At 66.9% G+C, this 24,281-nt stretch carries 26 protein-coding genes and 1 tRNA gene; 10 read left to right on the top strand and 17 right to left on the bottom strand.

Annotated elements, in window-relative coordinates; genetic code table 11:
* Positions 1-83: 83 nt before the first annotated feature.
* Positions 84-470, bottom strand: coding sequence for a DNA-directed RNA polymerase subunit omega (rpoZ, locus tag V5G24_RS10630; protein ID WP_394071679.1), 387 nt, complete (start codon positions 468-470; stop codon positions 84-86).
* Between the two features lie 203 nt (positions 471-673).
* Here rpoZ and V5G24_RS10625 point away from each other — a divergent pair, with 203 nt between their 5' ends.
* Both V5G24_RS10625 and V5G24_RS10620 read left to right on the top strand, forming a co-directional pair.
* Entirely contained in the window at positions 674-1,279 is a 606-nt protein-coding gene (locus tag V5G24_RS10625) for a LabA-like NYN domain-containing protein (RefSeq protein ID WP_348848379.1), read from the top strand.
* 6 nt (positions 1,280-1,285) lie between these two features.
* Positions 1,286-1,930 (top strand): uracil-DNA glycosylase, encoded by a 645-nt coding sequence (locus V5G24_RS10620; protein WP_394082891.1) that lies wholly within the window; start codon positions 1,286-1,288, stop codon positions 1,928-1,930.
* On the opposite strand, the gene V5G24_RS10615 is transcribed toward V5G24_RS10620, so the two are convergent.
* The 3 genes from V5G24_RS10615 to dapA all read right to left on the bottom strand — a co-directional run bounded on the left by V5G24_RS10615 (position 1,927) and on the right by dapA (position 4,049).
* Positions 1,927-2,493, bottom strand: coding sequence for a peroxiredoxin (locus V5G24_RS10615; RefSeq protein ID WP_394082893.1), 567 nt, complete (start codon positions 2,491-2,493; stop codon positions 1,927-1,929). The genes V5G24_RS10620 and V5G24_RS10615 overlap by 4 nt on opposite strands.
* 116 nt (positions 2,494-2,609) lie before the next feature.
* Positions 2,610-3,089: an SsrA-binding protein SmpB gene (smpB, locus tag V5G24_RS10610; RefSeq protein WP_394082895.1), complete on the bottom strand. Its 480-nt coding sequence runs from the start codon at positions 3,087-3,089 to the stop codon at positions 2,610-2,612.
* Between the two features lie 60 nt (positions 3,090-3,149).
* Positions 3,150-4,049: a 4-hydroxy-tetrahydrodipicolinate synthase gene (gene dapA / locus V5G24_RS10605; RefSeq protein WP_394082897.1), complete on the bottom strand. Its 900-nt coding sequence runs from the start codon at positions 4,047-4,049 to the stop codon at positions 3,150-3,152.
* 278 nt (positions 4,050-4,327) lie between these two features.
* Between dapA and V5G24_RS10600 the strand changes: the two genes are divergently transcribed.
* Positions 4,328-6,529, top strand: coding sequence for a lytic transglycosylase domain-containing protein (locus tag V5G24_RS10600; RefSeq protein ID WP_394082899.1), 2,202 nt, complete (start codon positions 4,328-4,330; stop codon positions 6,527-6,529).
* A 140-nt stretch (positions 6,530-6,669) separates the two neighbouring features.
* Positions 6,670-7,920: a multidrug effflux MFS transporter gene (locus tag V5G24_RS10595; protein ID WP_394082901.1), complete on the top strand. Its 1,251-nt coding sequence runs from the start codon at positions 6,670-6,672 to the stop codon at positions 7,918-7,920.
* A gap of 67 nt (positions 7,921-7,987) precedes the next feature.
* Here the strand turns inward: V5G24_RS10595 and V5G24_RS10590 are convergent, their stop codons facing one another.
* The 3 genes from V5G24_RS10590 to gor all read right to left on the bottom strand — a co-directional run bounded on the left by V5G24_RS10590 (position 7,988) and on the right by gor (position 10,183).
* Entirely contained in the window at positions 7,988-8,284 is a 297-nt protein-coding gene (locus V5G24_RS10590) for a hypothetical protein (RefSeq protein ID WP_394082903.1), read from the bottom strand.
* Positions 8,285-8,309: 25 nt separating this feature from the next.
* Positions 8,310-8,702, bottom strand: a complete 393-nt coding sequence (locus V5G24_RS10585; protein ID WP_394082905.1) for a hypothetical protein — start codon at positions 8,700-8,702, stop codon at positions 8,310-8,312.
* Positions 8,703-8,821: 119 nt separating this feature from the next.
* The gene (gene gor / locus V5G24_RS10580; RefSeq protein ID WP_394082906.1) at positions 8,822-10,183 is read right to left on the bottom strand and encodes a glutathione-disulfide reductase; all 1,362 of its coding nucleotides are present in this window, start codon (positions 10,181-10,183) and stop codon (positions 8,822-8,824) included.
* A gap of 189 nt (positions 10,184-10,372) precedes the next feature.
* On the opposite strand from gor, the gene V5G24_RS10575 reads away from it, so the two are divergent.
* Positions 10,373-12,523, top strand: a complete 2,151-nt coding sequence (locus V5G24_RS10575) for a glycosyltransferase family 2 protein (protein ID WP_394082908.1) — start codon at positions 10,373-10,375, stop codon at positions 12,521-12,523.
* Between the two features lie 48 nt (positions 12,524-12,571).
* Here V5G24_RS10575 and V5G24_RS10570 read toward each other — a convergent pair whose 3' ends face one another.
* The 3 genes from V5G24_RS10570 to V5G24_RS10560 all read right to left on the bottom strand — a co-directional run bounded on the left by V5G24_RS10570 (position 12,572) and on the right by V5G24_RS10560 (position 14,418).
* Complete coding sequence (locus tag V5G24_RS10570) at positions 12,572-13,093, bottom strand: DUF2059 domain-containing protein (protein WP_394082910.1); 522 nt, start codon at positions 13,091-13,093, stop codon at positions 12,572-12,574.
* Between the two features lie 22 nt (positions 13,094-13,115).
* Positions 13,116-13,820 carry a ribose-5-phosphate isomerase RpiA gene (gene rpiA / locus V5G24_RS10565; protein ID WP_394082912.1) on the bottom strand — a complete coding sequence of 235 codons (705 nt, stop codon included), beginning with the start codon at positions 13,818-13,820 and terminating at the stop codon, positions 13,116-13,118.
* A gap of 97 nt (positions 13,821-13,917) precedes the next feature.
* Positions 13,918-14,418 (bottom strand): hypothetical protein, encoded by a 501-nt coding sequence (locus V5G24_RS10560; RefSeq protein WP_394082914.1) that lies wholly within the window; start codon positions 14,416-14,418, stop codon positions 13,918-13,920.
* Positions 14,419-14,565: 147 nt separating this feature from the next.
* Here V5G24_RS10560 and gph point away from each other — a divergent pair, with 147 nt between their 5' ends.
* Together gph and V5G24_RS10550 are read left to right on the top strand one after the other, a co-directional pair.
* A complete protein-coding gene (gene gph, locus V5G24_RS10555; RefSeq protein WP_394082916.1) occupies positions 14,566-15,252 on the top strand; it encodes a phosphoglycolate phosphatase in 687 nt (228 codons plus the stop codon).
* Positions 15,253-15,377: 125 nt separating this feature from the next.
* Positions 15,378-15,452: transfer RNA gene (locus V5G24_RS10550), tRNA-Val, on the top strand.
* 336 nt (positions 15,453-15,788) lie between these two features.
* Here the strand turns inward: V5G24_RS10550 and V5G24_RS10545 are convergent.
* Positions 15,789-16,082 (bottom strand): hypothetical protein, encoded by a 294-nt coding sequence (locus V5G24_RS10545; RefSeq protein WP_394082918.1) that lies wholly within the window; start codon positions 16,080-16,082, stop codon positions 15,789-15,791.
* 185 nt (positions 16,083-16,267) lie between these two features.
* On the opposite strand from V5G24_RS10545, the gene V5G24_RS10540 reads away from it, so the two are divergent.
* From V5G24_RS10540 to V5G24_RS10530, 3 genes are all read left to right on the top strand, one after another.
* Complete coding sequence (locus V5G24_RS10540; RefSeq protein ID WP_394082920.1) at positions 16,268-16,948, top strand: VIT1/CCC1 transporter family protein; 681 nt, start codon at positions 16,268-16,270, stop codon at positions 16,946-16,948.
* Positions 16,949-16,954: 6 nt separating this feature from the next.
* On the top strand, positions 16,955-17,806 hold the full coding sequence (locus tag V5G24_RS10535; RefSeq protein ID WP_394082922.1) for an alpha/beta fold hydrolase: 852 nt from the start codon (positions 16,955-16,957) through the stop codon (positions 17,804-17,806).
* A 157-nt stretch (positions 17,807-17,963) separates the two neighbouring features.
* Positions 17,964-18,548 carry a L,D-transpeptidase gene (locus V5G24_RS10530; RefSeq protein ID WP_394082924.1) on the top strand — a complete coding sequence of 195 codons (585 nt, stop codon included), beginning with the start codon at positions 17,964-17,966 and terminating at the stop codon, positions 18,546-18,548.
* A 213-nt stretch (positions 18,549-18,761) separates the two neighbouring features.
* Here V5G24_RS10530 and V5G24_RS10525 read toward each other — a convergent pair whose 3' ends face one another.
* The 6 genes from V5G24_RS10525 to V5G24_RS10500 all read right to left on the bottom strand — a co-directional run bounded on the left by V5G24_RS10525 (position 18,762) and on the right by V5G24_RS10500 (position 24,175).
* Positions 18,762-18,968, bottom strand: a complete 207-nt coding sequence (locus V5G24_RS10525) for a cold-shock protein (RefSeq protein WP_394082926.1) — start codon at positions 18,966-18,968, stop codon at positions 18,762-18,764.
* A gap of 437 nt (positions 18,969-19,405) precedes the next feature.
* Positions 19,406-20,437 carry an ABC transporter substrate-binding protein gene (locus V5G24_RS10520; RefSeq protein WP_394082928.1) on the bottom strand — a complete coding sequence of 344 codons (1,032 nt, stop codon included), beginning with the start codon at positions 20,435-20,437 and terminating at the stop codon, positions 19,406-19,408.
* An 18-nt stretch (positions 20,438-20,455) separates the two neighbouring features.
* The gene (locus V5G24_RS10515) at positions 20,456-21,265 is read right to left on the bottom strand and encodes an ABC transporter permease (RefSeq protein WP_394082930.1); all 810 of its coding nucleotides are present in this window, start codon (positions 21,263-21,265) and stop codon (positions 20,456-20,458) included.
* Positions 21,262-22,119: an ABC transporter ATP-binding protein gene (locus V5G24_RS10510; RefSeq protein ID WP_394082932.1), complete on the bottom strand. Its 858-nt coding sequence runs from the start codon at positions 22,117-22,119 to the stop codon at positions 21,262-21,264. Before V5G24_RS10510 ends, V5G24_RS10515 begins: the two co-directional genes overlap by 4 nt.
* Before the next feature lie 233 nt (positions 22,120-22,352).
* Complete coding sequence (gene infA / locus V5G24_RS10505; protein ID WP_012115181.1) at positions 22,353-22,628, bottom strand: translation initiation factor IF-1; 276 nt, start codon at positions 22,626-22,628, stop codon at positions 22,353-22,355.
* Between the two features lie 26 nt (positions 22,629-22,654).
* Positions 22,655-24,175 carry a DEAD/DEAH box helicase gene (locus tag V5G24_RS10500; protein WP_394082934.1) on the bottom strand — a complete coding sequence of 507 codons (1,521 nt, stop codon included), beginning with the start codon at positions 24,173-24,175 and terminating at the stop codon, positions 22,655-22,657.
* Positions 24,176-24,281 lie beyond the last annotated feature (106 nt).

Raw genomic sequence — 24,281 nt, 5'->3', positions numbered from 1 at the left:
AAAGAAAAACGCGGCCGGGAGGTGCCGACCGCGTTCAAAATCTCGGAAATCTTAGAGCAGCGAAGGGGTTCAGCCCTCGCGGGTCAGCCCTCGTCCTCGTCATTGTGCTCGGGCGGCACGAGGCCCTGGAGGCCGGCGAGGAGCTCTTCCTCGGTCATGCGGTCGAGCACGATGTCGGTGTCGTCGCTGGAACCGACGCTGGAGGCGATCATCGGCACCGTCTCGGGTTCCGGCTCGTCCACCTCGGTGTATTTCTGCAGCGTGTGGATGAGGTCTTCCTTCAGATCCTCGGGGCTCACCGTCTCATCCGCGATTTCACGCAGGGCAACGACGGGATTCTTGTCGTTGTCGCGGTCGATGGTGATCGGCGCCCCTGAGGAAATCATGCGGGCGCGGTGGCCGGCGAGGAGAACCAGCTCGAAACGGTTGTCGACCTTGTCGATGCAGTCCTCAACGGTGACACGGGCCATGGGCTCGGCACTCCCTCGTGCGCGGTAGAATAAGGTAGGATATTAGTCTGAAGAGGCGTTGTTTACATGAAAGCTCGGGACGCGGCAAGGGCACGCAGGCTTTTCACTTGCGCTCCGCTTAAGTCTGGCCGAGAAAGGTCACCATTACCATTTTATACCCATTCCAGCTTGTACACTCTCCCTCTTGGTTCTGGACGCCCTTTATGAATGGACTGGAAAAGATCGCGCTGCTTATTGATGGCGCCAATCTCTATTCAGCGACGAAGGCTCTTGGTTTCGACATCGACTATAAGCGCCTCTTGAAGGAATTTCAGTCGCGCGGATATCTCCTGCGTGCATTTTATTATACGACCTTGATCGAAGATCAGGAATATTCTTCCATCCGGCCGCTGCTGGATTGGCTCGACTATAATGGCTATTCCGTCGTCACAAAGCTGGCACGCGAATTCACGGACTCCCAGGGCCGCCGCCGGGTGCGCGGGAACATGGACATCGAAATCGCCGTGGACGCGATGGAACTCGCCGGCCATGTCGATCATATCGTGCTGTTTTCCGGCGACGGGGATTTCCGCTCCCTGGTCGAAGCCTTGCAGCGCAAGGGCATTCGGGTCAGCGTCGTGTCCACCGTCTCCACCCAGCCGCCCCTGATCTCGGACGAATTGCGGCGGCAGGCCGATATTTTCCTGGATCTCGTGGACCTGCAATCGAAGATCGGCCGCGATCCCGCCGAGCGGCAGGGGCGCATGCATGAAACGCCCCGGTTCCTGGAGCGGCGCGGCTCCCCCCTGCCCGACGCAGAAGAGCCCTGATCCTGCATGGAACGCCAGCCGGGGCATGATTGCCCCCTGTGCCCGCGCCTCGCGGCGTTTCGCGATCAATGGCGCGCGGCCGAGCCCTCCTGGTTCAACGGCCCGGTGCCCGGCTTCGGCCCGCACGATGCCCGGCTTCTGATCGTCGGCCTTGCGCCCGGCCTGCGCGGCGCGAACCGCACCGGGCGCCCGTTCACCGGCGATTTCGCCGGCGACCTGCTCTATCAGACCTTGCTGGATTTCGGCTTCGCCACGGGCACTTACGGGGCGCGCCCCGACGACGGGCTAAACTTGCGCGATGCCCGCATCGTCAATGCGGTGCGCTGCGTGCCGCCGGAGAACAAGCCCACCACGCAGGAAATTCGCACCTGCCGGCCGTTCCTCCATTCCGCCATCGCGGCCATGCCGAACCTGAAGGCGATCATCGCGCTCGGCAAGATCGGCCATGATTCGACCGTCGCCGCGCTCGGCGAAAAAATGTCGCGCGTGAAGTTCGGCCATGGCGCGCAGGCGCAGATCGGCCCCCTGCGCCTGTTCGGCAGCTATCATTGCTCGCGCTACAACACCAATACGGGCGTATTGACGCCGGCCATGTTCGCCGACGTCTTCCGCGCGGCAAGGTCTTATCTGGCGAGCGCCGAGATTTCCTAGCTGGAAACGTGACGTCGCAGGAATTCGAGCACGTTGCCGGCGTTCTCATGGGGCGGGAATACCGGGTAGAAGACGTGTTCCACCACGCCGTCCTCGATGATCAGGGTGATGCGCTTCAGCAGCACCTTGCCGTCCACCGTGAAGGTTGGCATGTCCACCGCGCGGGTGAATTCCAGCGCGTGGTCCGACAGCAGCGGAAACGGCAGATGGAGCCGCTCGGCGACTTCGCGCTGGTAGTCGGTATCCTGGGTGGAGAGGCCGAACACATGGTGCGCCCCCACCTCGATCAATTGCTCGAAATGGTCGCGGAAGGCGCAGCTCTGCGGGGTGCAGCCGCGCGCGCCGGGAATTTCGTCCCACCCTTCCGGGTTCGGCGTATCCGGCTGGCCGGTGCGCGGATAGCAATAGACCACGATGCGCCCGGACAGGGAGGAGAGATCCACCCGCCGCCCGTCGGTGGCCGGAAGCGGGATGATCGGCAGTTCCAGGCCCGGCAGATGGCTTGCCTTGCCATCATCCTCGGGGGCGGGAAGGTTTTCGGGAAGTTCGCTCCAGTCGGCCACGGCTGCGTCCCTGTCTTGCCCGGAGCAAGGATTGCCTGGCCCCGGCGTGTTGATTGGCCCCATCCTAGCAAAGCCACGGCCGCGATACAGCTGCGGCGCGGACCTGCCCGCCCAGCCTAACCGCGATCGCGCAGGAGGCGGGCCTTGTCGCGGCCCCAGTCGCGTTCCTTCACCGCCTCGCGCTTGTCGTGGGTCTTGCGGCCCTTGCCGATCGCGACCTCGACCTTGGCGCGGCCCTGCTCGTTGAAATAGATCTTCATAGCCACGATGGTCATGCCCTCGCGCTCCACCGCCTGGGCAAGCTTGCCGATCTGGCGCTTGTGCATCAGCAGCTTGCGGGGGCGGCGGGTCTCGTGGTTGAAGCGGTTGGCTTCCAGATATTCGGGAATATAGGCGTTGTAGAGCCACAATTCCCCGTTCTTGGCGGCGGCATAGCTCTCGCCGATGGTGGCCTTGCCGCTGCGCAGGCTCTTGACCTCGGTGCCGGTGAGCATGATTCCGGCCTCGAAGACCTCGCCGATCTCATAATCGAAGCGGGCACGCCGATTGTCGGCGACCACTTTGCGCGGCAGTTCTTTCTTCTTTTTTTCTGACATTTGCTTTTGGGGACGGCGGCGGAAGAGCGAACCTCTTCCGCCGCGCGCTGTCCCTCAACCTCAGTTCAGGAGGCCCGCGTGGGCCATCGCGCTGCGCACGACCGCACGGGTGGTTTCGGAGACCGGCACCATGGGCAGGCGCACGTCCTCGGCCATCTTGCCGAGCAGCGAGAGCGCGAACTTGGTCGGCGCCGGATTGGTCTCGACAAACAGAGCGGTGTGCAGGGGAAACAATTTGTCCTGCAACGCCAGGGCGGCCTTGAAGTCGCCCGCGATACAGGCGCCCATCAGCTCGGAGGAGAGACGCGGCGCCACGTTGGAGGCCACCGAAATGCAGCCGTGGCCGCCATGGGCCATGAAGCCCAGCGCGGTCGCGTCCTCGCCCGAGAACTGGATGAAATCCGCCCCGAGGGTCAGGCGCTGCTGGGACACGCGCGCCAGATTGGCGGTGGCATCCTTCACGCCGACGATGTTCTTCAGCTCATACAGCCGCGCCATGGTCTCGACCGACATGTCGATCACCGAGCGGCTCGGAATATTATAGATGAAGATCGGCAGGCCCACCGCGTCATTGATCGCCTTGAAGTGCTGGAACAGGCCCTCTTGCGTGGGCTTATTGTAGTAAGGCGTCACCACCAGCAAGGCGTCGGCGCCCACCTTCTCGGCGTGGCGCGAGAATTCGACCGCGCTCTCGGTGGAATTGGAGCCGGTACCGGCCAGGACCGGGACGCGTCCCTTCGCCTGCTCGACGCAGATCTCGATCACGCGATTGTGTTCCGCGTGGCTGACCGTCGGGCTCTCGCCCGTGGTGCCGACTGGAACCAGGCCGTCGATGCCTTCGGCGATCTGCCAATCGACGAAGTCGCGGAACGCTTTTTCATCCAGCGCACCATCCCGGAAAGGAGTGACCAGGGCCGTGAACTGACCCCGGAAGTGCGGCAGGGACGAAGAGGAGGACATGGCAGGTGCCTTGTTGTGAATCACGATTCGCGCACACCTGATTTCGGCGGGCGGATCGCATCAGATAAACTGTTGCGAGCCGGCCGGAAAGGGTTGCGCGGGCTTCGGCCCTCGTTTTGCCGGTTTCGTGAGGCTGGTGGGCGCGTGAAATTTGCGGCGGGGGCTGCTTAGCATTTCGTCAAGGCACATGGCGAACAATAGGGCGGAACATCCGGCCTCGAACACGGTCGCACGGCAACAGGCTCGCCCGAGCCCCAGCCAGGACGTGAGGAACGAATATGTCGCCTGCCCACCGCCTGATCTCCCGCACCGCCCTGGCGATCGCGCTCGCCTGGACCGCGCCGGTGATGGCCGCATCCGACACCACCGATTCGCCGCACCCCAAGCCCGCGAAGAGCGCACCCGCCAAGCCGACGGCGAAGCCGGCCGCAGCCAAATCGGACCCCAAGAAGACAGACTCCAAGAAAACCGAAGCCAAGAAAACAGACTCTAAGAAGACCGCCGCCAAACCCCATGCCAAGCCGGCGAGCGCCGCGCGCACCTCCGCGTCCGCTGGCGCGCCGGCGGTTTCGCTCTCGGGCGAGCTTGGCCAGCTGCGCTCGGCCGTCACCGCCGCCAAGAACGGGCAGGGCACCCAGGCCCTCGCCATGGCGCGGGACTTGAACGATCCGGTGGCCCGCAGCCTTGTGACCTGGCTGGTCATCCGCAATGCGCCGAACGACATCGGCTTCGACGGCATCAACGCCTTTCTCAAGGACAAGCCCGGCTGGCCAACCCAGAGCACGTTGCGCCGACGCGCGGAACGGATGCTGCTGGTGGAAAATCGCAGTCCCGACGTGATCCGCGCCTTCTTCTCGCAGGCCGACCCGCTTTCGGGCGAAGGCAAGATCGCGCTCGCGCGCGCCTTCGCCGCCTCGGGGGACCGCACCACCACGGCCGCCTTGGTGCGCGAGGCGTGGCGCGAGGATGATCTGAGCGAATCGGTCGAAAAGACGGTCATGACCGAATTCGGCACCTTGCTCACCCGTGCCGACCATAAGGCGCGCGCCGACACCTTCAGCTACAAGCCGGATACCGACCGCGCCATGCGCGCCGCTGCCCGCGCGGGCAGCGATGTGGTGGCCCTCACCCAGGCCCGCCTCGCCATCGCCCGCAAGGACCCGAACGGCGCCAAGCTGCTGGCGGCGGTGCCGTTCACGCTCGGCAACGATCCGGCCTATCTGTTTGCCAAGTCCCAGCTCGCCCGACGTGCGGATCGTCCCGCCGAGGCCGCCCAGGCGCTGCTGAGCGCGCCCGACACCCGCGCCGCCGTGGGCGATGCGGACGAATGGTGGATCGAGCGCCGCCTCGTGGCGCGCGAGCTGCTCGACAATGGGGATTTCAAGACCGCCTATCGTGTCGCCGCCCATGGGGCGACGCCGACCGCCGACAATTACCGCGCCGAAGAGGAATTCACCGCCGGCTGGATCGCGCTGCGCTTCCTGAAAGACCCGCGCACCGCCGCCCAGCATTTCGCCCGCATGGAGCACGAGCAGAAGCACCCGATCACGCTTGCCCGCGCCGCCTATTGGCAGGGCCGGGCGGCGGAGGCCATGGGCGATACCGGCACCGCCCGCGCCCGCTATGAATCAGCGGCCCGCTTCAGCACCACCTATTATGGGCAGATGTCCCGCGCCCGCCTCGGCCTGCCGCCGGTGGCGCTGCGCCGCCAGCCGGAAGGCTCCGCCCATGCCCGCGCCACCTTCGACCGCATCGAGCCGGTGCGCGCCATCCGCCTGCTCTATGCCATCGGCGAGCGCGATATTCCGCTGACGATCTATTACGACCTCGCCTGGCGGATGGAGGATTCCACCCATCTCGCCATGGTGGCGGAGCTGGCGCAGGCCAATAACGACACGCGCGGCGTCATGGTGGTGGGCAAGGAAGGCTCGGCGGAGGGCCATCCCCTCGATGTCGCCTCTTTCCCGACGTTTGGCCTGCCCTCTTATACCTCCATCGGCAATCCGGTGGACAAGGCGGTGATTTATGCGGTGGCCCGGCAGGAGAGCCAGTTCAACCCGCGCACGCTCTCCAGCGCCAAGGCCATGGGCTATATGCAGGTGACGCCCGCCGCCGGCCGCGAGGTGTCCAAGCAGACCGGCGCGCCCTATAGCGAGGCGCGGCTGATGAGCGACCAGTCCTACAATGTCCAGTTCGGTGCGGCCGAGCTTGGCGAGCTGGTGAGCAATTATGGCGGCAATTATGTGCTGGTGTTCGCCGCCTATAATGCCGGGCGCGGCAGCGTGCGCAAATGGATCGAGCGCTATGGCGATCCGCGCGACCCGGACGTGGACGTGGTGGACTGGGTGGAGTGCATTCCCTACTCCGAGACCCGCAATTACGTGCAGCGGGTGATGGAGAATTACCAAGTCTACAAGCAGCGCTTCGGCGGCGCCGCCCGGCCCCAGCTGGAGGCGGATCTGCGCGGCACGACACGCTGAACGAGGGCAGAAGGGGAATCGCCGGGGCGGCGCTGGGTTGACACAATAAAGTGCGGGCGCTCCCCGCAGCGATCGCCTAGAAGCGGGCGCAACGCCCTCCCCTTGCGCCGTCTCCCGGCGCGATTTCGAGCCATTTTCCCATGACGAAGCGCAACAGCGACCCGGCCCGGCCGGGCGCACCGGCACCCGGCTTCATCGAATTCGTCGCTATTATCGCCCTCATGATGGGGCTGACCGCCTTCTCCATCGACAATCTGCTGCCCGCCTTCGAGCCCATCCATCATTATTTCGCGGTCGCCAACCCGAACGATCTCCAGCTCGTCATCTCGGCCTATCTGATCGGGTTTGCGGTGATGCAGATCGTGTTCGGCACGCTGTCGGACGTGTTCGGCCGCAAGAGCATGCTGATGATCGGGCTGGCGATCTATTGCGCCGGCTGCGTGATCGCTATGACGGCGGACAGCTTCAACACGCTGCTGTTCGCCCGCGCGGTCCAGGGCATGGGCTGCGCGGCCGCCCGCGTGCTGTCGGTGGCGATCGTGCGCGATCGCTTCCAGGGCCGCGATATGGCACGCGTCATGTCGTTCGCCATGATGGTGTTCCTGGTGGTGCCCATCCTCGCGCCGGCCGCCGGCGGGGTGATCCTGCTGCTGGGCAATTGGCACGTGATCTTCGGCGCCATGCTCCTGCTGAGCCTCGTGCTCGCCACCTGGTTCGCGCTGCGCATGCCGGAAACCCTGCATCCGGAATATCGCGTGCCCTTCTCCGTGCGGGCGATCCTCGCCGGCCTGCGGATGACGGTCACGAACCGCCGGGCGTTCGGCTATGCCAATGCCATGGGCCTGATGCTCGGCTGCCTGATGGGCTATGTGGGCTCCTCGCAGCAGATCTTCGAGACCGAGGTCTACCAGCTCGGCCGGCTGTTCCCGCTGGCGTTCGCCGCCATCGCCGGCGTGATGTCGGTGGCGTCCTTCATCAATGCCCGCCTGGTGAACCGGATCGGCATGCGGCGGCTGTCGCATTTCGGGCTCTGCGGCTTCACCGTGGTGGGCGCGTTGCAGGTGGGGGCGGCGCTGGGGTTCGAGGGGCGCCCGCCGGTGCTGCTGTTCTGCGTGCTGGTGGGCCTCAATCAGGCGCTGTTCGCGCTGACGGTGCCGAATTTCAATTCCATCGCCATGGAGCCGCTCGGCGCGGTGGCGGGCACCGCCTCGTCGTTCCTCGGCTTCTACACGACGCTGATGGGAGCCTTGCTGGGCATGGGCGTGGGCCGCGCGTTCGATGGCACCGTCCTGCCGCTGGGCCTCGGCTATTTCGTGCTCGGCGCGCTCGCCATGGTGGCGGTGCTGTGGGCCGAGCGGTGGCGCCTGTTCGGCAGCACGCCCGGCCATTAGCGCAGTGCATTTGCAGGGCGCATTGGCAGAGTGCGCCCGCCCTTTTCCCCGCCAAGGCGGAGAAAGCCTACTTGCCGAGTTCCTTCTGGCAATCGGCGATGGTCTTGCCGAGCTTGGCCCGGCTCGCATCGGACTCGGTGGTCTCGCGCAGGGTGCAGGCGTCGAGGCTGTCGAAGGCGGTCAGGTTGGCAAGCTTGGCGCCGGTGAAGGCTTCAAGCGTCGCCTGGCGGTCGTCCGGGCCGAGGCGCTGATATTTCAGCACCGATCCGGGCTTGTCCTGGGCGGGGGTGATGGGGTCGGCGAAAGCCGAGGCTGGCGCGAGGACGAGCGCGCAAAAGAAGAGGACGGCGACAGGGCGCTGCACGTTGGAGCTCCAGGCTGGGGCTGCGTTAGGCCTCTATTTGCACCGCTCGGAAATAATCGTCCAGCATGTCTCTGGGGAAGGCCGGCAGGTTTTCGAGGCCGATGTTCCGCAGCAGCGGTGGCATGGGCACATCCGTCATCACCTCGGCCTCGCGCTTGAGCTGCCGGGCCGCGCGCAGCACGCTTTGCGACTGGTCGCGGATCACTTCGGCGAGAGTGGCCGCGTCCTCCAGGTCGAACAGCGCAAGCATCACCTGCGGGTCGGCTTCCATCTGGTGATGGAACACGGTGCGGTAATTATTCGGCAGTGCGCGGATGCCTGGCGCCACACGGGGCGCATCGGCGCGGCGCTGGTCCACACTGGCGGAAAGCGGGGCGCGGCCCGTGCTGTCCACATCAATCTGGGGAATCTCAGTCATCACGCGTCCTCCGGGGGTGCACTGCGGGGTGCCTTGCGGCGATCCCTCCGGCGCAAATTTCCGCAGGGATCGGGAAGACAACGCGCCGATGCGCCGTCCGGTTCGCCCGGCGCGCCGGTTTATGACGCCTTTGTCCGCAACGTCACCAATTCCTCGGCGGAGGTGGGATGCACCGCGACCGTGCGGTCGAAATCCGCCTTGGTGGCGCCGAGGCCGAGGGCCACCGCCGCGAGCTGGATCATCTCGGATGCCGCCTCGCCCAGGATGTGGCAACCGAGCACCTTGTCGGTCTGCGCATCCACCACCAGCTTCATGAAGATACGCGACGGATTGCCCGAAAGCGTCGCCTTGAGCGGGCGGAAATCGGTCTTGTAGATGTCGAGCGCGTAGCCGGCCTTGCGCGCGGCAGCTTCCGAGAGGCCGACGGTGCCGATCTCCGGCTCGCTGAACACGGCGGTGGCGATCAGGGAATGATCCACTTGCCAGGGCTTGTTGCCGAACAGGGTATCGGCGAAGGCGTGCCCCTCGCGAATCGCCACCGGCGTCAGGTTGATGCGATTGGTGACGTCGCCCACCGCATAGATAGAGGGGACATTGGTGGCGGAATGGGCATCCACCTTCACCGCGCCCACCGCATCCAGCACGACGCCCGCGCTTTCCAGGCCGAGATCGCGCGTGTTGGGCACGCGGCCGATGGCCAGCATGACCTCGTCCACCTCGACCTCGGTCTCGTCGGAAAGCCGAACCCGCTTGCCGCCCTCCACCGCCGTGATGGAGGCGAGCGTACGCCCGCACAGCATGCGGATGCCGGCATGCTCCATCTCCTTCGCGAGATGGGCGCGAATCTCGTCGTCGAAGCCGCGCAGGATCACCTCGGCGCGCTGCACCAGCGTGACCTCGCAGCCGAGCGCGTTGAACAGGCCGGCGAATTCCACCGCGATATAGCCGCCGCCCTGGACCAGGATGCGCTTCGGCAGCGCCGGGAGATGGAACGCCTCGTTCGAGGTGATGGCGAGTTCGCAGCCGGGAATGGAGGGGCCGAGCGCGGGATGGGCGCCGGTGGCGATCAGGATATATTTCGCCCGAACCCGCTCGCCGGTGGCGAGGATGTGAACCGTGTTCGGCCCTTCGACCACCGCGCGCGAGGCGACGATCTTCACGCCCGCCGCTTCCGCATTGCGCCGGTAGATCGCTTCGAGGCGGCCGATTTCCGTGTCCTTGTTGGCGATCAGGGTCGGCCAGTCGAAGCGCGCGCCCTCCACGCTCCAGCCGAAGCCCGCCATGTCCTTCAGGTCCTGGGCATAGCGGCCGGCATGGACGAACAGCTTCTTCGGCACGCAGCCGCGAATGACGCAGGTGCCGCCCATGCGGTATTCTTCCGCCAGCATTACCTTGGCGCCGTGCTGGGCGGCGATCCGGGCGGCGCGCACGCCACCGGACCCGCCACCGATGACGAAGAGGTCGATTTCGGTGTCGGACATGGCGTGCTCCTGTTGGCCTTCACGGCTGGGCCTTCGCGGCTGGGACCGCGCGACCTTGCCGAGATGTAGCCACGCAGCCTGCGCCGTCAAGCGCGCGCAAGGCATGGCTGTGCCCGCGCTTGCGGGGCGCTGCCAGGGATGCTTCAAGACCCGGAACGCTCCCCGCCGACCGAGGCAGACCGCATTCGAATGTCCGCAGAGATTTCCCCGCTCTGGCTTCGCGCCGAGGATACGCAAGACGGCGACCGGCGCTTTTTCCTGCCGTGGCTCTGGCGCGCGCGCCTCGCCGCCGGAGACGGCGTGTTCGCGGTGGAGCTGGCCCGCGACACCGCCGGGGATTTCGAACCGCTGGACCTGACCTTCCTCGGTCTGGACGGCAGGGTGCTCGGCCATGGGACGATCGCCGCGCCGGTGGCCGCGCTGGCGCTCCCACGCGGCACCGCGACCCTCGTTGCGGCGCGCGGCGCCGGCCTGCGCCTCGGCCTGTATCCGCGCGGAAAACTGTGGCTGAAGCTGCATGCCTTCGCCCATGGCCGCTTTCCCGCCCTGCCCCCGCACCAACGCTGGCGGGCGGCCGGCGCGGCGGCGCGCGACCTGCGCGGCATGCACGCCTCGCTGTTCGCCGATTCGCCCGCCCGGCAGATCCAGGCGGCGCGGCGCTATCGGCGCTATCGCAAGGAATTCGTGGAGGATTTCGCCGGGCCGCTCGCGCCCGCAGGTGCGATCCTGTCGTTCCTCAGCGTGCTCGATGCCGGCACACGCGCGGAAGACCTTGCCGCCTGCCTCGCGGCCCTGCGCGCCCAAGGCGACGCCGATTGGGAATGGCTGATCGGCCTGCCGGACGATGGAGGGGATATCCCGGCCGAACTGGCGCGCGAACCGCGCGTCCGCGTCCTGCCCGGTGCGGGAACCGCGCCGCTCACTTTCAATGCGCTGCTGGCCGCCGCCACGGGCGAGACGGTCGCCCTGCTCGATCCCTCAGGCCGCCCCACCCGCGATGCCGTGGCGATGATCCGCGCGGCGTTCGCGGCCCATGCCGATTGCATGCTCGCCTATACCGACGAAGAGATGCTGGACGAGGGCGGCGCGCCGCGCGACGGCGTCTTCAAGCCGGCGTTCAACCGCCATCTGCTGCGGGCGGTGGATTATTTCGGCGACCTCGTGGCGCTGCGCACGGCCCATGCCCGCGCCATCGGTGGCGCGCGGGCCTATCTGCCGCTGGCGTGGCGCTATGATCTGCTGCTGCGCGCCGTGGGCGCCCTTCCGACCGAGGCCATCCGCCATATCCCGCGCGTCGCCTTTGGCCGGCGCGGCGCGGGCGGCTGGACGGGCTTTGCGTCCGCCGATCAGGCCCGCGAAGCCGCGCGCGCGCTGGAGGATGCCACCGGCGCGCCGGTGGAGATCCGCGCCGATCTGAAGCTGCGCCCGCATTACCGCCTGCCGGACGTGCCGCCGCTGGTATCCTTCGTCATCCCCACCCGCGATCGCGCCGATTTGATGGGCATGGCGCTGCGCTCGCTGATCGCGCACACGGCCTATCGCAATTTCGAGATTGTCATCGTCGATAACGGCTCGGTGGAGCCGGAGACCTTCGCCTTGTTCGCGGAGATCCAGGCCGCCTGGCCGCGCACGATCGTGGTGCGCGACGATGGCGGATTCAATTATCCGCGCATCTGCAACGCCGGCGTCGACGTCGCCTCGGGCGAGCTGATCTGCCTGCTGAACAATGACATCGAGGTGGTGGACCCGGGCTGGCTGCACGAAATGGTGTCGCTCGCCGCCTTGCCGGGCACCGGCATCGTCGGGGCGAAGCTCCTGTTTCCCGATCGCACGCTCCAGCATGCGGGCGTGATCGCCGGCCTGTTCCGCTATGCCGCGCACTGGTTTTCCCATGGCGCCGAGGACATGGCCGGCCATCTCGGGCGGCTGCAGGCGCGCAACAATCTCAGCGCGGTCACCGGCGCCTGCCTGATGATCAGCCGGCAGTGCTGGGACCGGATCGGCCCGCTCGATGCCGAGCGCTTCGCCGAGGATTGCAACGATATCGATTTGTGCCTGCGGGCCAGGGCCGGCGGGTTCGAACTGGTGTGGACGCCGTTCGCGCTGCTGCTGCATCACGAATCCGCCTCGCGCGGGCGCCGGCGCAGCAAGGCCCATCGCGAGCGGCTGAAGGCCCAGCGGGCGCGCATGGAAGCGCTCTGGCGCACCGCAACGCTCGTGGACCCGCACTATAATCCCAATCTGGCGCGCAACAGCCTGCACGCCGGGATCGCGAAGCGCCCGGAGGGCAGCCGCGCCCCTCGCACCGACGCCATTCAGCCGCCGGATGTGGGATCCTGAGTCACCCGCACGCGACGCCCTCAGGCGCCGCGCCGTGCGTGTCTCAGATCACAGATCGTAGCCGCGCTTCTTCATTTCGACGCGAATCCGCTCCATCGCGTCGGAATTGAGCTGGGCGCTCCAGGCCTGGATGCTCTGCACCGCCTGCTGCACGATGGCGGGGCGGTCGTTCACCAGCTTCTGCCCGGTGGGCGACTTGTAGAACGCCAGCGCCTCCTTCAGCTCGGTCTCGGTGAAGCGCTGGGCATAGGACGAGGCGACCATGTCGATGATCTCGGCCTGGCGCTTCTCGAACTCCGGCCGCAGGGCGACGGCCACATCGCGCAATTGCGGGGCGAGGTCGGGATTGGTTTGGAGGAAGCCGAGCGCGGCGCCATCGACCAGGTTCGCGATCACGCCGTTGAACGCGCGGGCCTCGCCGTTCGCGTTCACGAGGTCACGGGCAGTCTGCATCTGCGTCGCCGAGGGCTGGACGGTCAGCTGCGGGGCCTGCTGGGCAAGCGCGAAGCCGCCCGAGAGCGAGAGGGCGAACAGGCCGGCGCCGAGGCGTTGGGCAAGCGAGGGGCGCATATTCTTCTCCGTTGGATTGGGTTCAGGCAGACCGTTCGAGCAGCTCGATGCCGCCGGGACCAGCCAGGATGACGCGGCGCGCGAGGCCGAGGAAAAGTCCGTGTTCCACCACGCCGGCCACCTGCTCGATCTCGCGGGCAAGCGCCGCCGGATCGGGGATGCGATCGAGATGGGCGTCGAGGATGAGATTGCCCTGGTCGGTGACGAAGCGCGTCGTCCCGCCCACCCGGCGCAGCACCAGATCGCCGGCGCAGTCCGCCGCCTTCAGCGCGCGCGCCAGGCGCAGTGTGATGGCGCTGACGCCAAAATCCACCACTTCGATGGGCAGCGGAAAGCGGCCGAGCATCGCCACATGCTTGGAGGCGTCCGCGATCACCACCATTTCGCGCGCGGCGCTGGCGACGATCTTCTCGCGCAGCAGCGCCCCGCCGCCGCCCTTGATGAGCGCGAGATCGGGCCCGACCTCGTCGGCGCCGTCGATGCACAGATCCAGTTCGGGCAGTTCGTCCAGCGTCGCGAGCGGCACGCCGAGCGAAAGCGCCTGCGCGCGGGTCTGTTCGGAGGTGGGCACGCCCACGACCTTCAGGCCCTCACGCACCCGCACCGCGAGCAGATCCACGAAATGCCGCGCGGTGGAGCCCGTGCCGAGGCCGAGGCGCATGCCGTCCGTCACGAACGTGAGGGCACGGGCGGCGGCGGCGCGCTTCAGGTCTTCGGCATCGGCCATGGGGGCGTCCGGTGGCTGGCGGTGGCTGGCTGAACGGTTGCTAGCCCTGATCGGCCTCGCCGACAAGCGGGGAGGCCGGCGACAGATGGCTTCACGGTTACTTTGCCTGCGGCGTGCACAGCACCATGGGTTCCGCTGCGCCGCCGCCACCGCCGCTGCCACCGCCGCTCTTGGGCACGTCGCGCACATAGCACACGCTCATCTCGCCGGTGTCCGCATTGACGCGGAAAATGCCGGTCTCCCCGGCGAAGCGGGCGGAGACCAGGGAATAGGCCCCGGCCTTCTGTGCGCCGGCGCCCTCGCCCTTGGGGAAGCAGCGCGTGATGCCCACGAGCGCGCTGTCGGGCCGCTCGAACTGGCAGGCGGAGACCTCGCCGGTCTGGCGGTTGACCGAATAGACCCGGTTGGCCTGCACCGAGGGCGGCGCCTCGAAGGCGAAATTGCCCGCGCCGGGCGCGGTCTGCGCCCTGGCGGCCGAGCCGCAAAGCACGCCCGCCGCAAGCACGCCCGCCACAAGACCGGCCGTCGCCAGAATCCCGCGACCCGCCCAAATCCCGCGCGCCACCCTGCCCGTGCCGCGTCCGGACCATTCCGCCATGTGTCGTCTCCTTCGCGCCGCGCCCCGTGCCGGCGCCATCATGGGACGCTGGACATGAAAAGCGGCAGGATTGTAGGCAGGGGGCGAGACAGCCAAGAAATGCCACGCCCGCTCCCCCGCGGGGATTGTTTCCAAGGATTGTTCCCCATGCCGCACCCGCGCCCCGTCATCGCCTTCGACCTCGACGGCACGCTGGTCGATACCGCGCCCGACCTGCTGGCGACCCTGGACGCGGTGCTTGCCGATTATGCCATCGCCCCCGTGGACCGCGACGCCACACGCAACATGATCGGCGGCGGCGCGCGCCTCCTGATCGTGCGGGCGCTGGAGCATAACGGCATTATCGCCCCCAAGGACGATCTGGACGCGCTGACCGCCCGCTTCATCGCCCATTATGCCGCGCATATCGCCGACCATTCCCGGCCCTTCCCCGGCCTGCTGGAGGCGCTCGACGCCCTCGAAGGGGAAGGCGCCTTGCTCGCGGTGTGCACCAACAAGCTGGAGCGCCTCGCCCGCCTCCTGCTGGACCGGCTCGACCTGACGCGGCGCTTCGTCGCCATCACCGGGGCGGACACCTATGCCAAGTCGAAGCCCGATCCCCTGCCCCTTCGGTCCACCTTCGCGGCGGCCGGCGCGAGCGGCGGATTCGGGCTGATGGTCGGCGATAGCGCCACCGATGTCGCCACCGCCAAGGCCGCCGGCGTGCCGGTGATCGCGGTTTCGTTCGGCTATACGGAGATCGCCCCCGCCGAACTCGGCGCCGATGTCCTGATCCATCATTTCGACCAGTTGCAAGGCGCGGTGCGCGATCTGCTGCGCCAGCCGGCCCGGTGAAAGGCGGGCGCCAAAGGGGGGGGGCGGGCGGGGCGGGCGGCCTGTGGATAGATCCCCCTGCCCTTGACACCCCCGCGCTGGGGCACTAAATCACTGCCTCCTGCCAGACGGCAAACGAAATGGCCGGTCGATTAGCTCAGCGGGAGAGCACTCCCTTCACACGGGAGGGGTCGTAGGTTCAATCCCTACATCGACCACCATTCTTCTTCCCCCATTTCGCTGACGATCTCCGCGCACGATCGCACGCGACTTCACGATCCCGCGCGACCTGCGGCGGTGTTTCTCGTCGCACGATCTCGCGCGACCTGCGGCTGTGTGTTTGGCCGGGTCGGCCGTCTCCGCTCCCTTTTCTTTTTTGCCGGCGTTCGAATACCTCCGGCACGCCCTTCGGATTCATTCGCGCGGAACGTTCGGCCGAAATCGCGGTTTCTTGTGCCGGAAAGCCGGCGCGAACAGTCACGAAACCGATCTTCGTCCGCGCTAAGTCATTGTTTCACGTGAAACATTTTCGGACGATTGGGCGGCGGACGCGGCTTTCACCACCCCCACCGCCGGTCGCGTTCCGGCTCATAGCAGGTGTAGCCCACGAAGCATTGCGGATTGTCGCGGGTGCGCACCCATTCCGGCCGCAACGCCTCCCCCGGCATGCAGAAGGTGACGTCCCGGACATAACGGTCGAACGTGGTGGGCGAGGTGTCGAGCAAGGCCGCGCCCCGGCTCTGCACCAGGCCCGCCGTGGCGGCACACGACATCTTATAGCTGGCCGGCCGCGCGGATGCCGATTGCGCGACCGCGAGCACCAGCAGAAAACCCAGAAGAATGCGTTTCATCGCCTTGCCTCCCTGGCCGACATTCCCGAGGGCGCTGTCCCCCAAGGGCGCGGCAGGCCAGCTGCGCCGCGCTTCTAAACAAGCCGGCGTGAGCGTCACAGTTCCCGCCGGACGTGGTAAGAGCGTCGTGATCGGGACGCCGGGCGCAGGGGGCGCCCGCGCCGGCCCGCGCTGGAGCATGGCAGATGGGAGTTTTTGAAGGAATCACCCGCTCTTTCAAGGCCTCCATCGGCGAAATCGTGTTCGGCATGGAAGACGGCACGGTCTCCATCTTCGGCCTGGTGTTCGGCGTCGCCCTCACCACCAATGACGCCAAGACGGTACTGATCGCCGGCGCCACAGGGGCCGCCGCCGCTGCCGTCTCCATGATGGCGGGGTCCTATCTCGATGCCGAATCGGTGCGCGATGCCCGCCGCGCCCGCGCCCAGGCGGCCCCCGCCGAGCGCCGCGCCGCGCTCGCCGAAAGCCTCACCGCCATCCGCAACAACCTGCGCGCCGCCGGTGTCGCGCCGACCGATGTTGACCAGATCAGCGCCGCCATCAGCCGCAGCCCGCAGGCCGTGCTGGCCCTGCGCGCCGCCCTCGCGCCGGACGCCAACGACGACGCCTCTCCGGCCGCGCACGCCTTCTGGATGTTCGTGTCGGACCTGTTCGCGGGCTTCACCCCGGTGATCCCGTTCGCCTTGCTGCCCATGGAACAGGCGCGCATCGTCTCTCTCGCGGTGACCGCTCTGCTGCTGCTGGCGCTCGGCATCGGGCGCGGCCTCGTGGCCAAGCGGCCGGTGGCCCGAACGGCGTTCGAAACCCTGTCCGTCGCCACCTGCGCGGCCCTGGCGGGCATCGCCATGGGCCATTTCCTGTCCTGAGGCCCCATGCGCGATCCCGTCACCCTCCTGCCCCACCGCTCCACCCATGTGATCGCGCCGGACGGCGTTTCCCTGGCGGTCCAGGAATGGGGCACGGCGCTCGGACCGCCGGTGCTGTTCATCCACGGCTACAGCCAGAGCGGCCTATGCTGGCGGCGGCAGGTGGAGAGCGACACGCTGGCGCATCTGCGGCTGGTCACGTTCGACCTGCGCGGCCACGGCGCCTCCGCCAAGCCGCTGGAACCCGCGCATTATCAGCAGGATAGCCGCTGGGCGGGCGACATCGCCGCGCTCATCGACCAGCTCGAGCTGGAGCGGCCGGTGGTGGTGGGATGGTCCTATGGCGGGCGGGTGATCTGCGATTATCTGCGCCATCATGGGGACGCCGCATTGGGCGGACTGGTGTTCGTGGACGCGGTGGTGGCCACCGAGCGGGCGCTGTTCGGCACCTGCAACAATCTGATGCGCCTGATGGGTAGCGAGGATCTCGCGACCAACATCGCCGCCACCCGTGCCTTCCTGCGCAAATGCTTCGAGATCCCGCTCGATGCCGAGAGCTTCGAAATCACCCTCGCCGCGAACATGATGGTGCCGCCCCAGGTGCGCGCGAGCATGGGCGGCCGCCCGGCGGACTACGCGCCGGAGCTCGCCGCCCTCACCCGCCCGGTCTTGGCGGTGCACGGGCGCAAGGACCAAGTGATTCTCCCCGCCATGTCGGACCGCATCGCCGAACACGCCCGAGGCGCCGAGCATGTGGTGTTTGAAACCTGCGGCCACGCGCCATTTCTGGAGGCGCCGGAAGCCTTCAATGCCCTGCTCGCGGGGTTCATCGACGTGGCAAGACATTCCCCAAAGTAAGCAATGCCCGCGATTGCGACGTTCGATCACAGGTGCGTTCCGTGGGGAACCTCGCTGCCACAAATCGGTTGCATGAGCGCCGCATTTGAGGCGACATCCCCTATGACGCCGGTGGACGCTGCGTTCCCGGCGACATTATTGACCGAGGTGGGTCCCCATGGCTTTCAAGACCTTCGCCGTCGCCAGTTTCGCCGCCCTCGTCATCGGCGCGATGCCCGCAAAAGCCAACGACAATTTCGACATCTTCGGCTTCACCAAGCTGTTCGGCACCTCGTCCATGGGCGTCACGGCCGGCACCTCGCCCATCCCGCGCCAGATGGTGGCGATCGACGGCAAGTATAAGCCGGGCACGATCATCATCCGCACCAACGAGCGGCGCCTGTATTACGTGACGGCGCCGGGCCAGGCGATCCGGTATGGCATCGGCGTCGGCCGCGAGGGCTTTCAATGGTCCGGCGTGAAGACCGTGAGCGCCAAGAAGGAATGGCCCTCCTGGACCCCGCCGTCGCAAATGCTGAAGCGCCGTCCTGATCTTCCGCGCTACATGCCCGGCGGCATCGACAATCCGCTCGGCGCGCGCGCCATGTATCTGGGATCGAGCCTGTATCGCATCCACGGCTCCAACGAGCCGGACACCATCGGGCAGGCGGTCTCGTCCGGCTGCATCCGCATGACCAATGACGATGTGACCGACCTCTACAATCGCGTCAGGATCGGCGCCACCGTCTATGTGATGCGCTGACCGCAGGATCGCCGGCGGCTTCGGCGCGCCGGCCCCGGACACAAAGCGGACAAAGAAAAAGGCCGCTGCGGCACAGGCCGGCGGCCGAGAGTCCCGTCTGGTTCGCCCGGACAAGGAAACCGATCCGGCTTTACCCGGACAGGAGAAGAACCGATCCGGCTGAAGCCGGACAGGAAAAGACCGATCCGGCCAGGGCCGGATCGGCGGGCAGCCTCAGAGGGCAGCGAGGTTCGAAGCCTTGGACTTGCCGCGGTTGTCGTCGACCACGTCGAACGACACCTTCTGGCCCTCGTTGAGCGTGCTCAGTCCCGAGCGCTCGACGTCGCTGATGTGGACGAACACGTCGGCGCCGCCGCCATCCTGCTGGATGAAGCCGAAGCCCTTCTGGGTGTTGAAAAACTTGACAGTACCTGTGGCCATATCGGCCTCCGTTCAGACGTTGCATTTGCTCCGCGCTTGACACGCGGGAGCCGGGCAGTCCGAAGGGAATAGGCTTGAGATCGCGGCCCGAAGGGAACGAAACAAGGCAGGCCGCACGAACTGTCCCAGCCCCTTTCGCGCCGCGGTCTTCACCGCCGGCCGCGAAAAAGCACCCAGCCAGAGCAGGGGACCGGAGTACATCCGTCCGCGTCCCCATTCCGCGCTCGCGCGCAGGACGTCTGTCTGGGATGGGTGCAACATAAGCACAAACTGCGACGCAACAAGGGCATCGGCGCACTTTCTCGCCGCCGCCGCCCCGCGCTCCACGCGGTGCCCGCCCAGGGCTCTTGCTTTGCCGATCGAAATCAAGGGCTTGGCGAAACCCAGACGGACGGGCGCCGGGCATATTTCTTCTGTGCGTGGCGCTCGCTCCAGGGCTATTTCGAGGTTTCGGCCGCCTTGGCGACGAAGCGGCCGTCGAATGTCTTCGGCAGGTCGATTTTCGCTGCCTTCAGCTCGGGGTCGAATTCCACCAGCATGTTCAGCGCGTTCTTCATCCCGCTCTCGGGAATGATGCCGGTCTGCGAATAGATCGGCTTCGACGCCTTCACCGCCGCGAGATAAAGCGCCGGATCGCCGAGCAGATACTCTTCCGGCACCACCTTCGCCACATCCTCGGGCGTGGCGGTCTTCAGCCACATGAGGGCCTTGTAGAAGGCATTCACCAGCTTCTGCGTGGTGACCGGATTTTCCGCGATGAAATCGGTCTTCATATAGAGCACGGCGGCCGGATTGGTGCCGCCGAAGATCTTCTGGTTGCCCTCTTCGGTGCGGCTGTCCGCCAGCACCACCACGTCGCCGTCGCTCTCCAGCTTGGTGATGACGGGGTCGAGGTTCGACAGGGCGTCGATTTCGCCGCGCTTCATCTGCGCCACCGCCGAGGCCCCGCCGCCGACGCCCACGAACGACACGTCCTCGGGCTTCAGGCCCTCTTTGGCCAAAAGAAAATTGACGAAGAAGTTCGTGGAGGAGCCGGGCGCCGTCACGCCGATCTTCGCCCCCTTCAGGTCCTTCACGCTCTTATAGGTGCCGGCCTTGTCCTTGCGCACCACCAGCACGATGCCGGGATAGCGGCCAAGCTCGATCACCGAGGTGATGTCCTGCCCCTTGGCCTGCATGCGGATCGTGTGCTCATAGGCGCCGGTGACCACGTCGATGGAGCCGCCGATCAGCGCCTGGAGCGATTTGGCCCCGCCGCCGAAATCATTGATGGTGACGTCGAGCCCCTCGTCCTTGAAGAAGCCTTTCCGCTCCGCGATGGTGAGGGGGAGATAATAGAGCAGCGGCTTGCCGCCGACGCCGAGCGTCAGGCTCGGCTTCTCCGCCTTCTGCGCCAGCGCGGGGGCCGCCGCGCCGAGCGCCAGCAAGCCGCAAAGCGCCAGCCGGGCCAGCAGAAACGCACGTCTCATGGGATGTCCTCCGTCCTGTTATCTTTGGTTTGACGCGGCGGTGGGGCGCCACACCATCAGGCGATTCTCGATCGCGCTCACGCACGTGTCGATGATGATGACGAACACCGCCAGCACCAGCATGCCGGAAAACACCCCGGTGACATCGAACACCCCTTCGGCCTGATGGATGCGATAGCCGAGCCCCGCCGCCGAGCCGAGATATTCACCCACCACCGCCCCCACCAGCGCGAAGCCGACCGCCGTGTGCAGGGAAGAGAACATCCAGGAGAGCGCGGACGGCCAATAGACGTGGCGCAGCAATTGCCTCTCGCTCATGCCGAGCATGCGCGCGTTCGCAAGCACAGTGGGGCTCACCTCCTTCACGCCCTGGTAGACGTTGAAGAAGACGATGAAGAACACCAGCGTGACCCCGAGCGCCACCTTCGACCAGATGCCGAGCCCGAGCCACAGCGCGAAGATCGGCGCCAGCACCACGCGCGGCAAGGCATTGGCCATCTTCACATAAGGGTCGAACACGGCGGCCACCCTCTGCTGACGCGCGAACCAGAAGCCCACCAGTACGCCGCCCAAGGCGCCGATCAGGAAGGCGAGCACGGTTTCCAGCAAGGTGATGCCGAGGTGATACCAGATCACCCCGGTCGCGAAATCGCGCCATGTGCGCTCAAACACCGCAAGCGGCGTCGAGAAGAAGAACGGGTCCAGGGGATAAAAGGCCTTGGCGGAAACCAGCCCGGCCGGAATCTTGATGGTGGAGGCAAAATGCCAGATGGCGATGAGAACAACCGCCACCAGCACTTGCAGCAGGTGCAGCACCAGGCGGTTCATGCGGTCACACCCTCGGACTGGAGATAGCCCTTCACCACTTCCTCCTTCAGCGCCGACCAGATCTCCCGATGCAGGGCATGGAAGACCGGATCGAGGCGCACTTCGGCGATATCGCGCGGGCGCGGCAGCTCGATGCGCCATTGGCCGATGATGCGGGAAGCCGGGCCGGCGCCCATGATCACCACCCGGTCGGCGAGCGCGATCGCCTCTTCGAGGTCATGGGTCACGAACAGCACCGCCTTGCGATCGGCGTTCCACAGGTCGAGCAGCAGATTGCCCATGATCTGGCGGGTCTGCGCGTCGAGCGGGCCGAACGGCTCGTCCATCAGTAGGATTTTCGGATCGCGGATCAGCACCTGCGCGAGGCCCACGCGCTTCCTCTGTCCGCCCGAAAGCATGTGGGGATAGCGATCGGCGAAGGCGGCCAGCCCCACCCGCTTCAGCCACGCCAGCGCCCGTTCGCGCGCCTCGCCGGCCGGAACGCCCGCGACATCGAGGCCGATGGCGACATTCTCGACCGCCGTCTTCCAGGGAAACAGGGCCTCGGCCTGAAACAAATATCCGGCCTGGCGGTTCAGGCCGCCGAGCGGAGCGCCGAAAATGGAGACCGTGCCGGCGCCGGGAATGAGCAACCCTGCGGTGGCGTTGAGCAAGGTGGATTTGCCGCAGCCCGTGGGACCGACGATGGCGACGAACTCCCCGTCGGCCACCTCCAGATCCGCCCCCTCGACGGCGATGAAGGCCGTCTCGCCCTTGGCGCGGGCGGGAAAGACGATCTGCACGCCCGCGAGTTCCACCGCGCAAGGCGGCGCATCACCCGCCGACGCGCCCTCCTGCGACATCGACCCTGCCATCGGTCCTCCCGCGCGCCGGTGATCCGGCTTTGTTTGGAGCGGAGGGTAAGGGGATTTTTTGCCGATGGGGAGGGCGTGCCCCAACGAAAACGCCGCCATCCCTGGGGATGGCGGCGCATATCAAGCGGGTCCGGCTGTCGGCAGCGCGCGCCAAAGGCTGCGCCCGCCGTTCGAAGGGCGGCCGCGAGACGTGGCACTCCGCGAAACGGTGCAGGCCGAAGCCCGCAGGCGCATCAGCGGCGGCGGAAATTCTGCTGGCGGCGGGCGCCGGGCGGGGGGGCATTGCCTTCCGCCTTGTGGCGGAAATTGATGCGACCGCGATCGAGGTCGTACGGCGACATCTCGACCACCACCCGGTCCCCTTCAATGGTGCGGATGCGGTTCTTCTTCATCTTTCCGGCCGCATAGGCCAGGATCTGATGATCATTGTCGAGCCGCACACGGAAGTTGCCGTCTGGCAGGACTTCCGTGACCGTTCCTTCGAACTCCAGCAATTCTTCCTTCGCCATATAGTCTTCTCCAGCTACCCCAGATTTCAACGCGGGCGCTTGAACGCCGTGCCCGGCTTGCCACCGCCGGCAGGCCCGGAACCGGTGCGCATGAAGCCGACCGCACCGATTTCCGATGCGCCACGTTGGCCGCCCGGGGCGCGAACCGCCCGTTGATCCTGCCGCGCGCCCGTGCGCGGCGATTCAGCAGGGCGGCCCGAGGGCGCGCCCGCATTGCGAGATTCATTGGACCGCCCCTCGTGGGAGCGTCCGTCCTGTCCGCCGCGACCCTCATGCCCGCGATGATCGCCACGATGATCCTGGCTGCGGCCTTCCGGACGCGGCCCGCGACCCTGGCTCGGCGCGCCGCTGCGGCCACCGGCCGGCTTGTTGCGCGCGGGTGCCCCGGCGGTGGGATCGACGATCGGCGCCGTGCCGGGCGTCGAGCGCCGGTCGGTCAGCGGCAATTGCATGCGGATCAGCTTTTCGATGGACCGCAGGTATGCGCGCTCCTCGCCGTCGCAGAACGAAATCGCGATGCCCTCGCGGCCGGCGCGCGCGGTGCGGCCGATGCGGTGGACATAGGATTCCGGCACGTTCGGCAGGTCGAAATTGAACACGTGGCTGACGCCCGTGACATCGATGCCGCGCGCGGCGATATCGGTGGCCACCAGGGTGCGCACGGTGCCTTCGCGGAACGCCGCGAGCACGCGGTCGCGCTGGTTCTGCGACTTGTTGCCGTGGATCGCCTCGGCGGCGCGGCCGTATTTGGCGAGCGCGCTCACCACCTTGTCGGCGCCATGCTTGGTGCGGGTGAAGACGAGCGAGCGCTCGACCCCCTCGCCGCCGAGCAATTCGGCCAGAAGCGCCGGCTTGCCCTGCTTTTCCACCAGCATCACATGCTGCTCGACCCGGTCGGCGGTCTTGGCCGCTGGGGTCACCGAGACCGTCACGGGATTGCGCAGCATGGAGCCGGCAAGGTCCGCGATGGCGGACGGCATGGTAGCGGAGAAGAACAGATTGTGGCGCTTCGCCGGCAGGCGGCGGATGATGGCACGGATGGCATGGACGAAGCCCATGTCCAGCATCTGGTCGGCTTCGTCGAGCACGAACACTTCCACCGCGTCGAGCTTCACGGCGTGGTTTTCGGCGAGATCGAGCAGGCGGCCGGGGGTGGCCACCAGCACGTCGACGCCGCGGTGCAGGGCGCGGATCTGCCGGCCCATGGGCACGCCGCCGATGGCGAGTTCGACGGTACGGCCGGTGTGGCGGCCGAACTTCTCGAAATTCTCCACGATCTGGCCGGACAATTCGCGGGTCGGCGACAGCACCAGCACGCGGACGTGCTTGGGCTCGGGCCGGCGCGGATGGCGGATCATATGGTCGAGGATGGGCAGCGCGAACGCGGCGGTCTTGCCGGTACCAGTCTGGGCGATGCCGATCAGGTCATGGCCGGCGAGGATCTGGGGGATGGCCTGCGCCTGGATCGGCGTCGGGGTAACATGGCGCTCTTCGGTGAGGGCCTGGACGATGGGTTCGGCAAGGCCGAGTTCGGAAAAAGAGGTCAAGCTCTGTCTTTCATGCGGCGAACGCCACCCGGGGCGCGGGACAAGGTCCACGCGCCACGCGCATTCGCGGGGGGTGTGTGACACCCCGCGTGGCCTGGGCTGTCGA

Origin of the sequence: Roseixanthobacter finlandensis (assembly GCF_043195105.2) — a bacterium.
In the GTDB taxonomy this organism is placed as follows: domain Bacteria; phylum Pseudomonadota; class Alphaproteobacteria; order Rhizobiales; family Xanthobacteraceae; genus NCEH01.
This window is presented reverse-complemented; position numbering and strand designations above follow the sequence as displayed.

Coding starts and splice junctions, on each gene's coding strand:
- rpiA (WP_394082912.1), bottom strand. CDS start 13,820: ATGGCCGATGCCGAAGACCTGAAGCGCGCCGCCGCCGCCCGTGCCCTC.
- V5G24_RS10595 (WP_394082901.1), top strand. CDS start 6,670: ATGACGAAGCGCAACAGCGACCCGGCCCGGCCGGGCGCACCGGCACCC.
- V5G24_RS10535 (WP_394082922.1), top strand. CDS start 16,955: ATGCGCGATCCCGTCACCCTCCTGCCCCACCGCTCCACCCATGTGATC.
- gor (WP_394082906.1), bottom strand. CDS start 10,183: ATGTCCGACACCGAAATCGACCTCTTCGTCATCGGTGGCGGGTCCGGT.
- dapA (WP_394082897.1), bottom strand. CDS start 4,049: ATGTCCTCCTCTTCGTCCCTGCCGCACTTCCGGGGTCAGTTCACGGCC.
- gph (WP_394082916.1), top strand. CDS start 14,566: ATGCCGCACCCGCGCCCCGTCATCGCCTTCGACCTCGACGGCACGCTG.
- infA (WP_012115181.1), bottom strand. CDS start 22,628: ATGGCGAAGGAAGAATTGCTGGAGTTCGAAGGAACGGTCACGGAAGTC.
- V5G24_RS10520 (WP_394082928.1), bottom strand. CDS start 20,437: ATGAGACGTGCGTTTCTGCTGGCCCGGCTGGCGCTTTGCGGCTTGCTG.
- V5G24_RS10510 (WP_394082932.1), bottom strand. CDS start 22,119: ATGGCAGGGTCGATGTCGCAGGAGGGCGCGTCGGCGGGTGATGCGCCG.
- V5G24_RS10600 (WP_394082899.1), top strand. CDS start 4,328: ATGTCGCCTGCCCACCGCCTGATCTCCCGCACCGCCCTGGCGATCGCG.
- V5G24_RS10585 (WP_394082905.1), bottom strand. CDS start 8,702: ATGACTGAGATTCCCCAGATTGATGTGGACAGCACGGGCCGCGCCCCG.
- smpB (WP_394082895.1), bottom strand. CDS start 3,089: ATGTCAGAAAAAAAGAAGAAAGAACTGCCGCGCAAAGTGGTCGCCGAC.
- V5G24_RS10530 (WP_394082924.1), top strand. CDS start 17,964: ATGGCTTTCAAGACCTTCGCCGTCGCCAGTTTCGCCGCCCTCGTCATC.
- V5G24_RS10560 (WP_394082914.1), bottom strand. CDS start 14,418: ATGGCGGAATGGTCCGGACGCGGCACGGGCAGGGTGGCGCGCGGGATT.
- V5G24_RS10540 (WP_394082920.1), top strand. CDS start 16,268: ATGGGAGTTTTTGAAGGAATCACCCGCTCTTTCAAGGCCTCCATCGGC.
- rpoZ (WP_394071679.1), bottom strand. CDS start 470: ATGGCCCGTGTCACCGTTGAGGACTGCATCGACAAGGTCGACAACCGT.
- V5G24_RS10625 (WP_348848379.1), top strand. CDS start 674: ATGAATGGACTGGAAAAGATCGCGCTGCTTATTGATGGCGCCAATCTC.
- V5G24_RS10620 (WP_394082891.1), top strand. CDS start 1,286: ATGGAACGCCAGCCGGGGCATGATTGCCCCCTGTGCCCGCGCCTCGCG.
- V5G24_RS10575 (WP_394082908.1), top strand. CDS start 10,373: ATGTCCGCAGAGATTTCCCCGCTCTGGCTTCGCGCCGAGGATACGCAA.
- V5G24_RS10515 (WP_394082930.1), bottom strand. CDS start 21,265: ATGAACCGCCTGGTGCTGCACCTGCTGCAAGTGCTGGTGGCGGTTGTT.
- V5G24_RS10570 (WP_394082910.1), bottom strand. CDS start 13,093: ATGCGCCCCTCGCTTGCCCAACGCCTCGGCGCCGGCCTGTTCGCCCTC.
- V5G24_RS10545 (WP_394082918.1), bottom strand. CDS start 16,082: ATGAAACGCATTCTTCTGGGTTTTCTGCTGGTGCTCGCGGTCGCGCAA.
- V5G24_RS10525 (WP_394082926.1), bottom strand. CDS start 18,968: ATGGCCACAGGTACTGTCAAGTTTTTCAACACCCAGAAGGGCTTCGGC.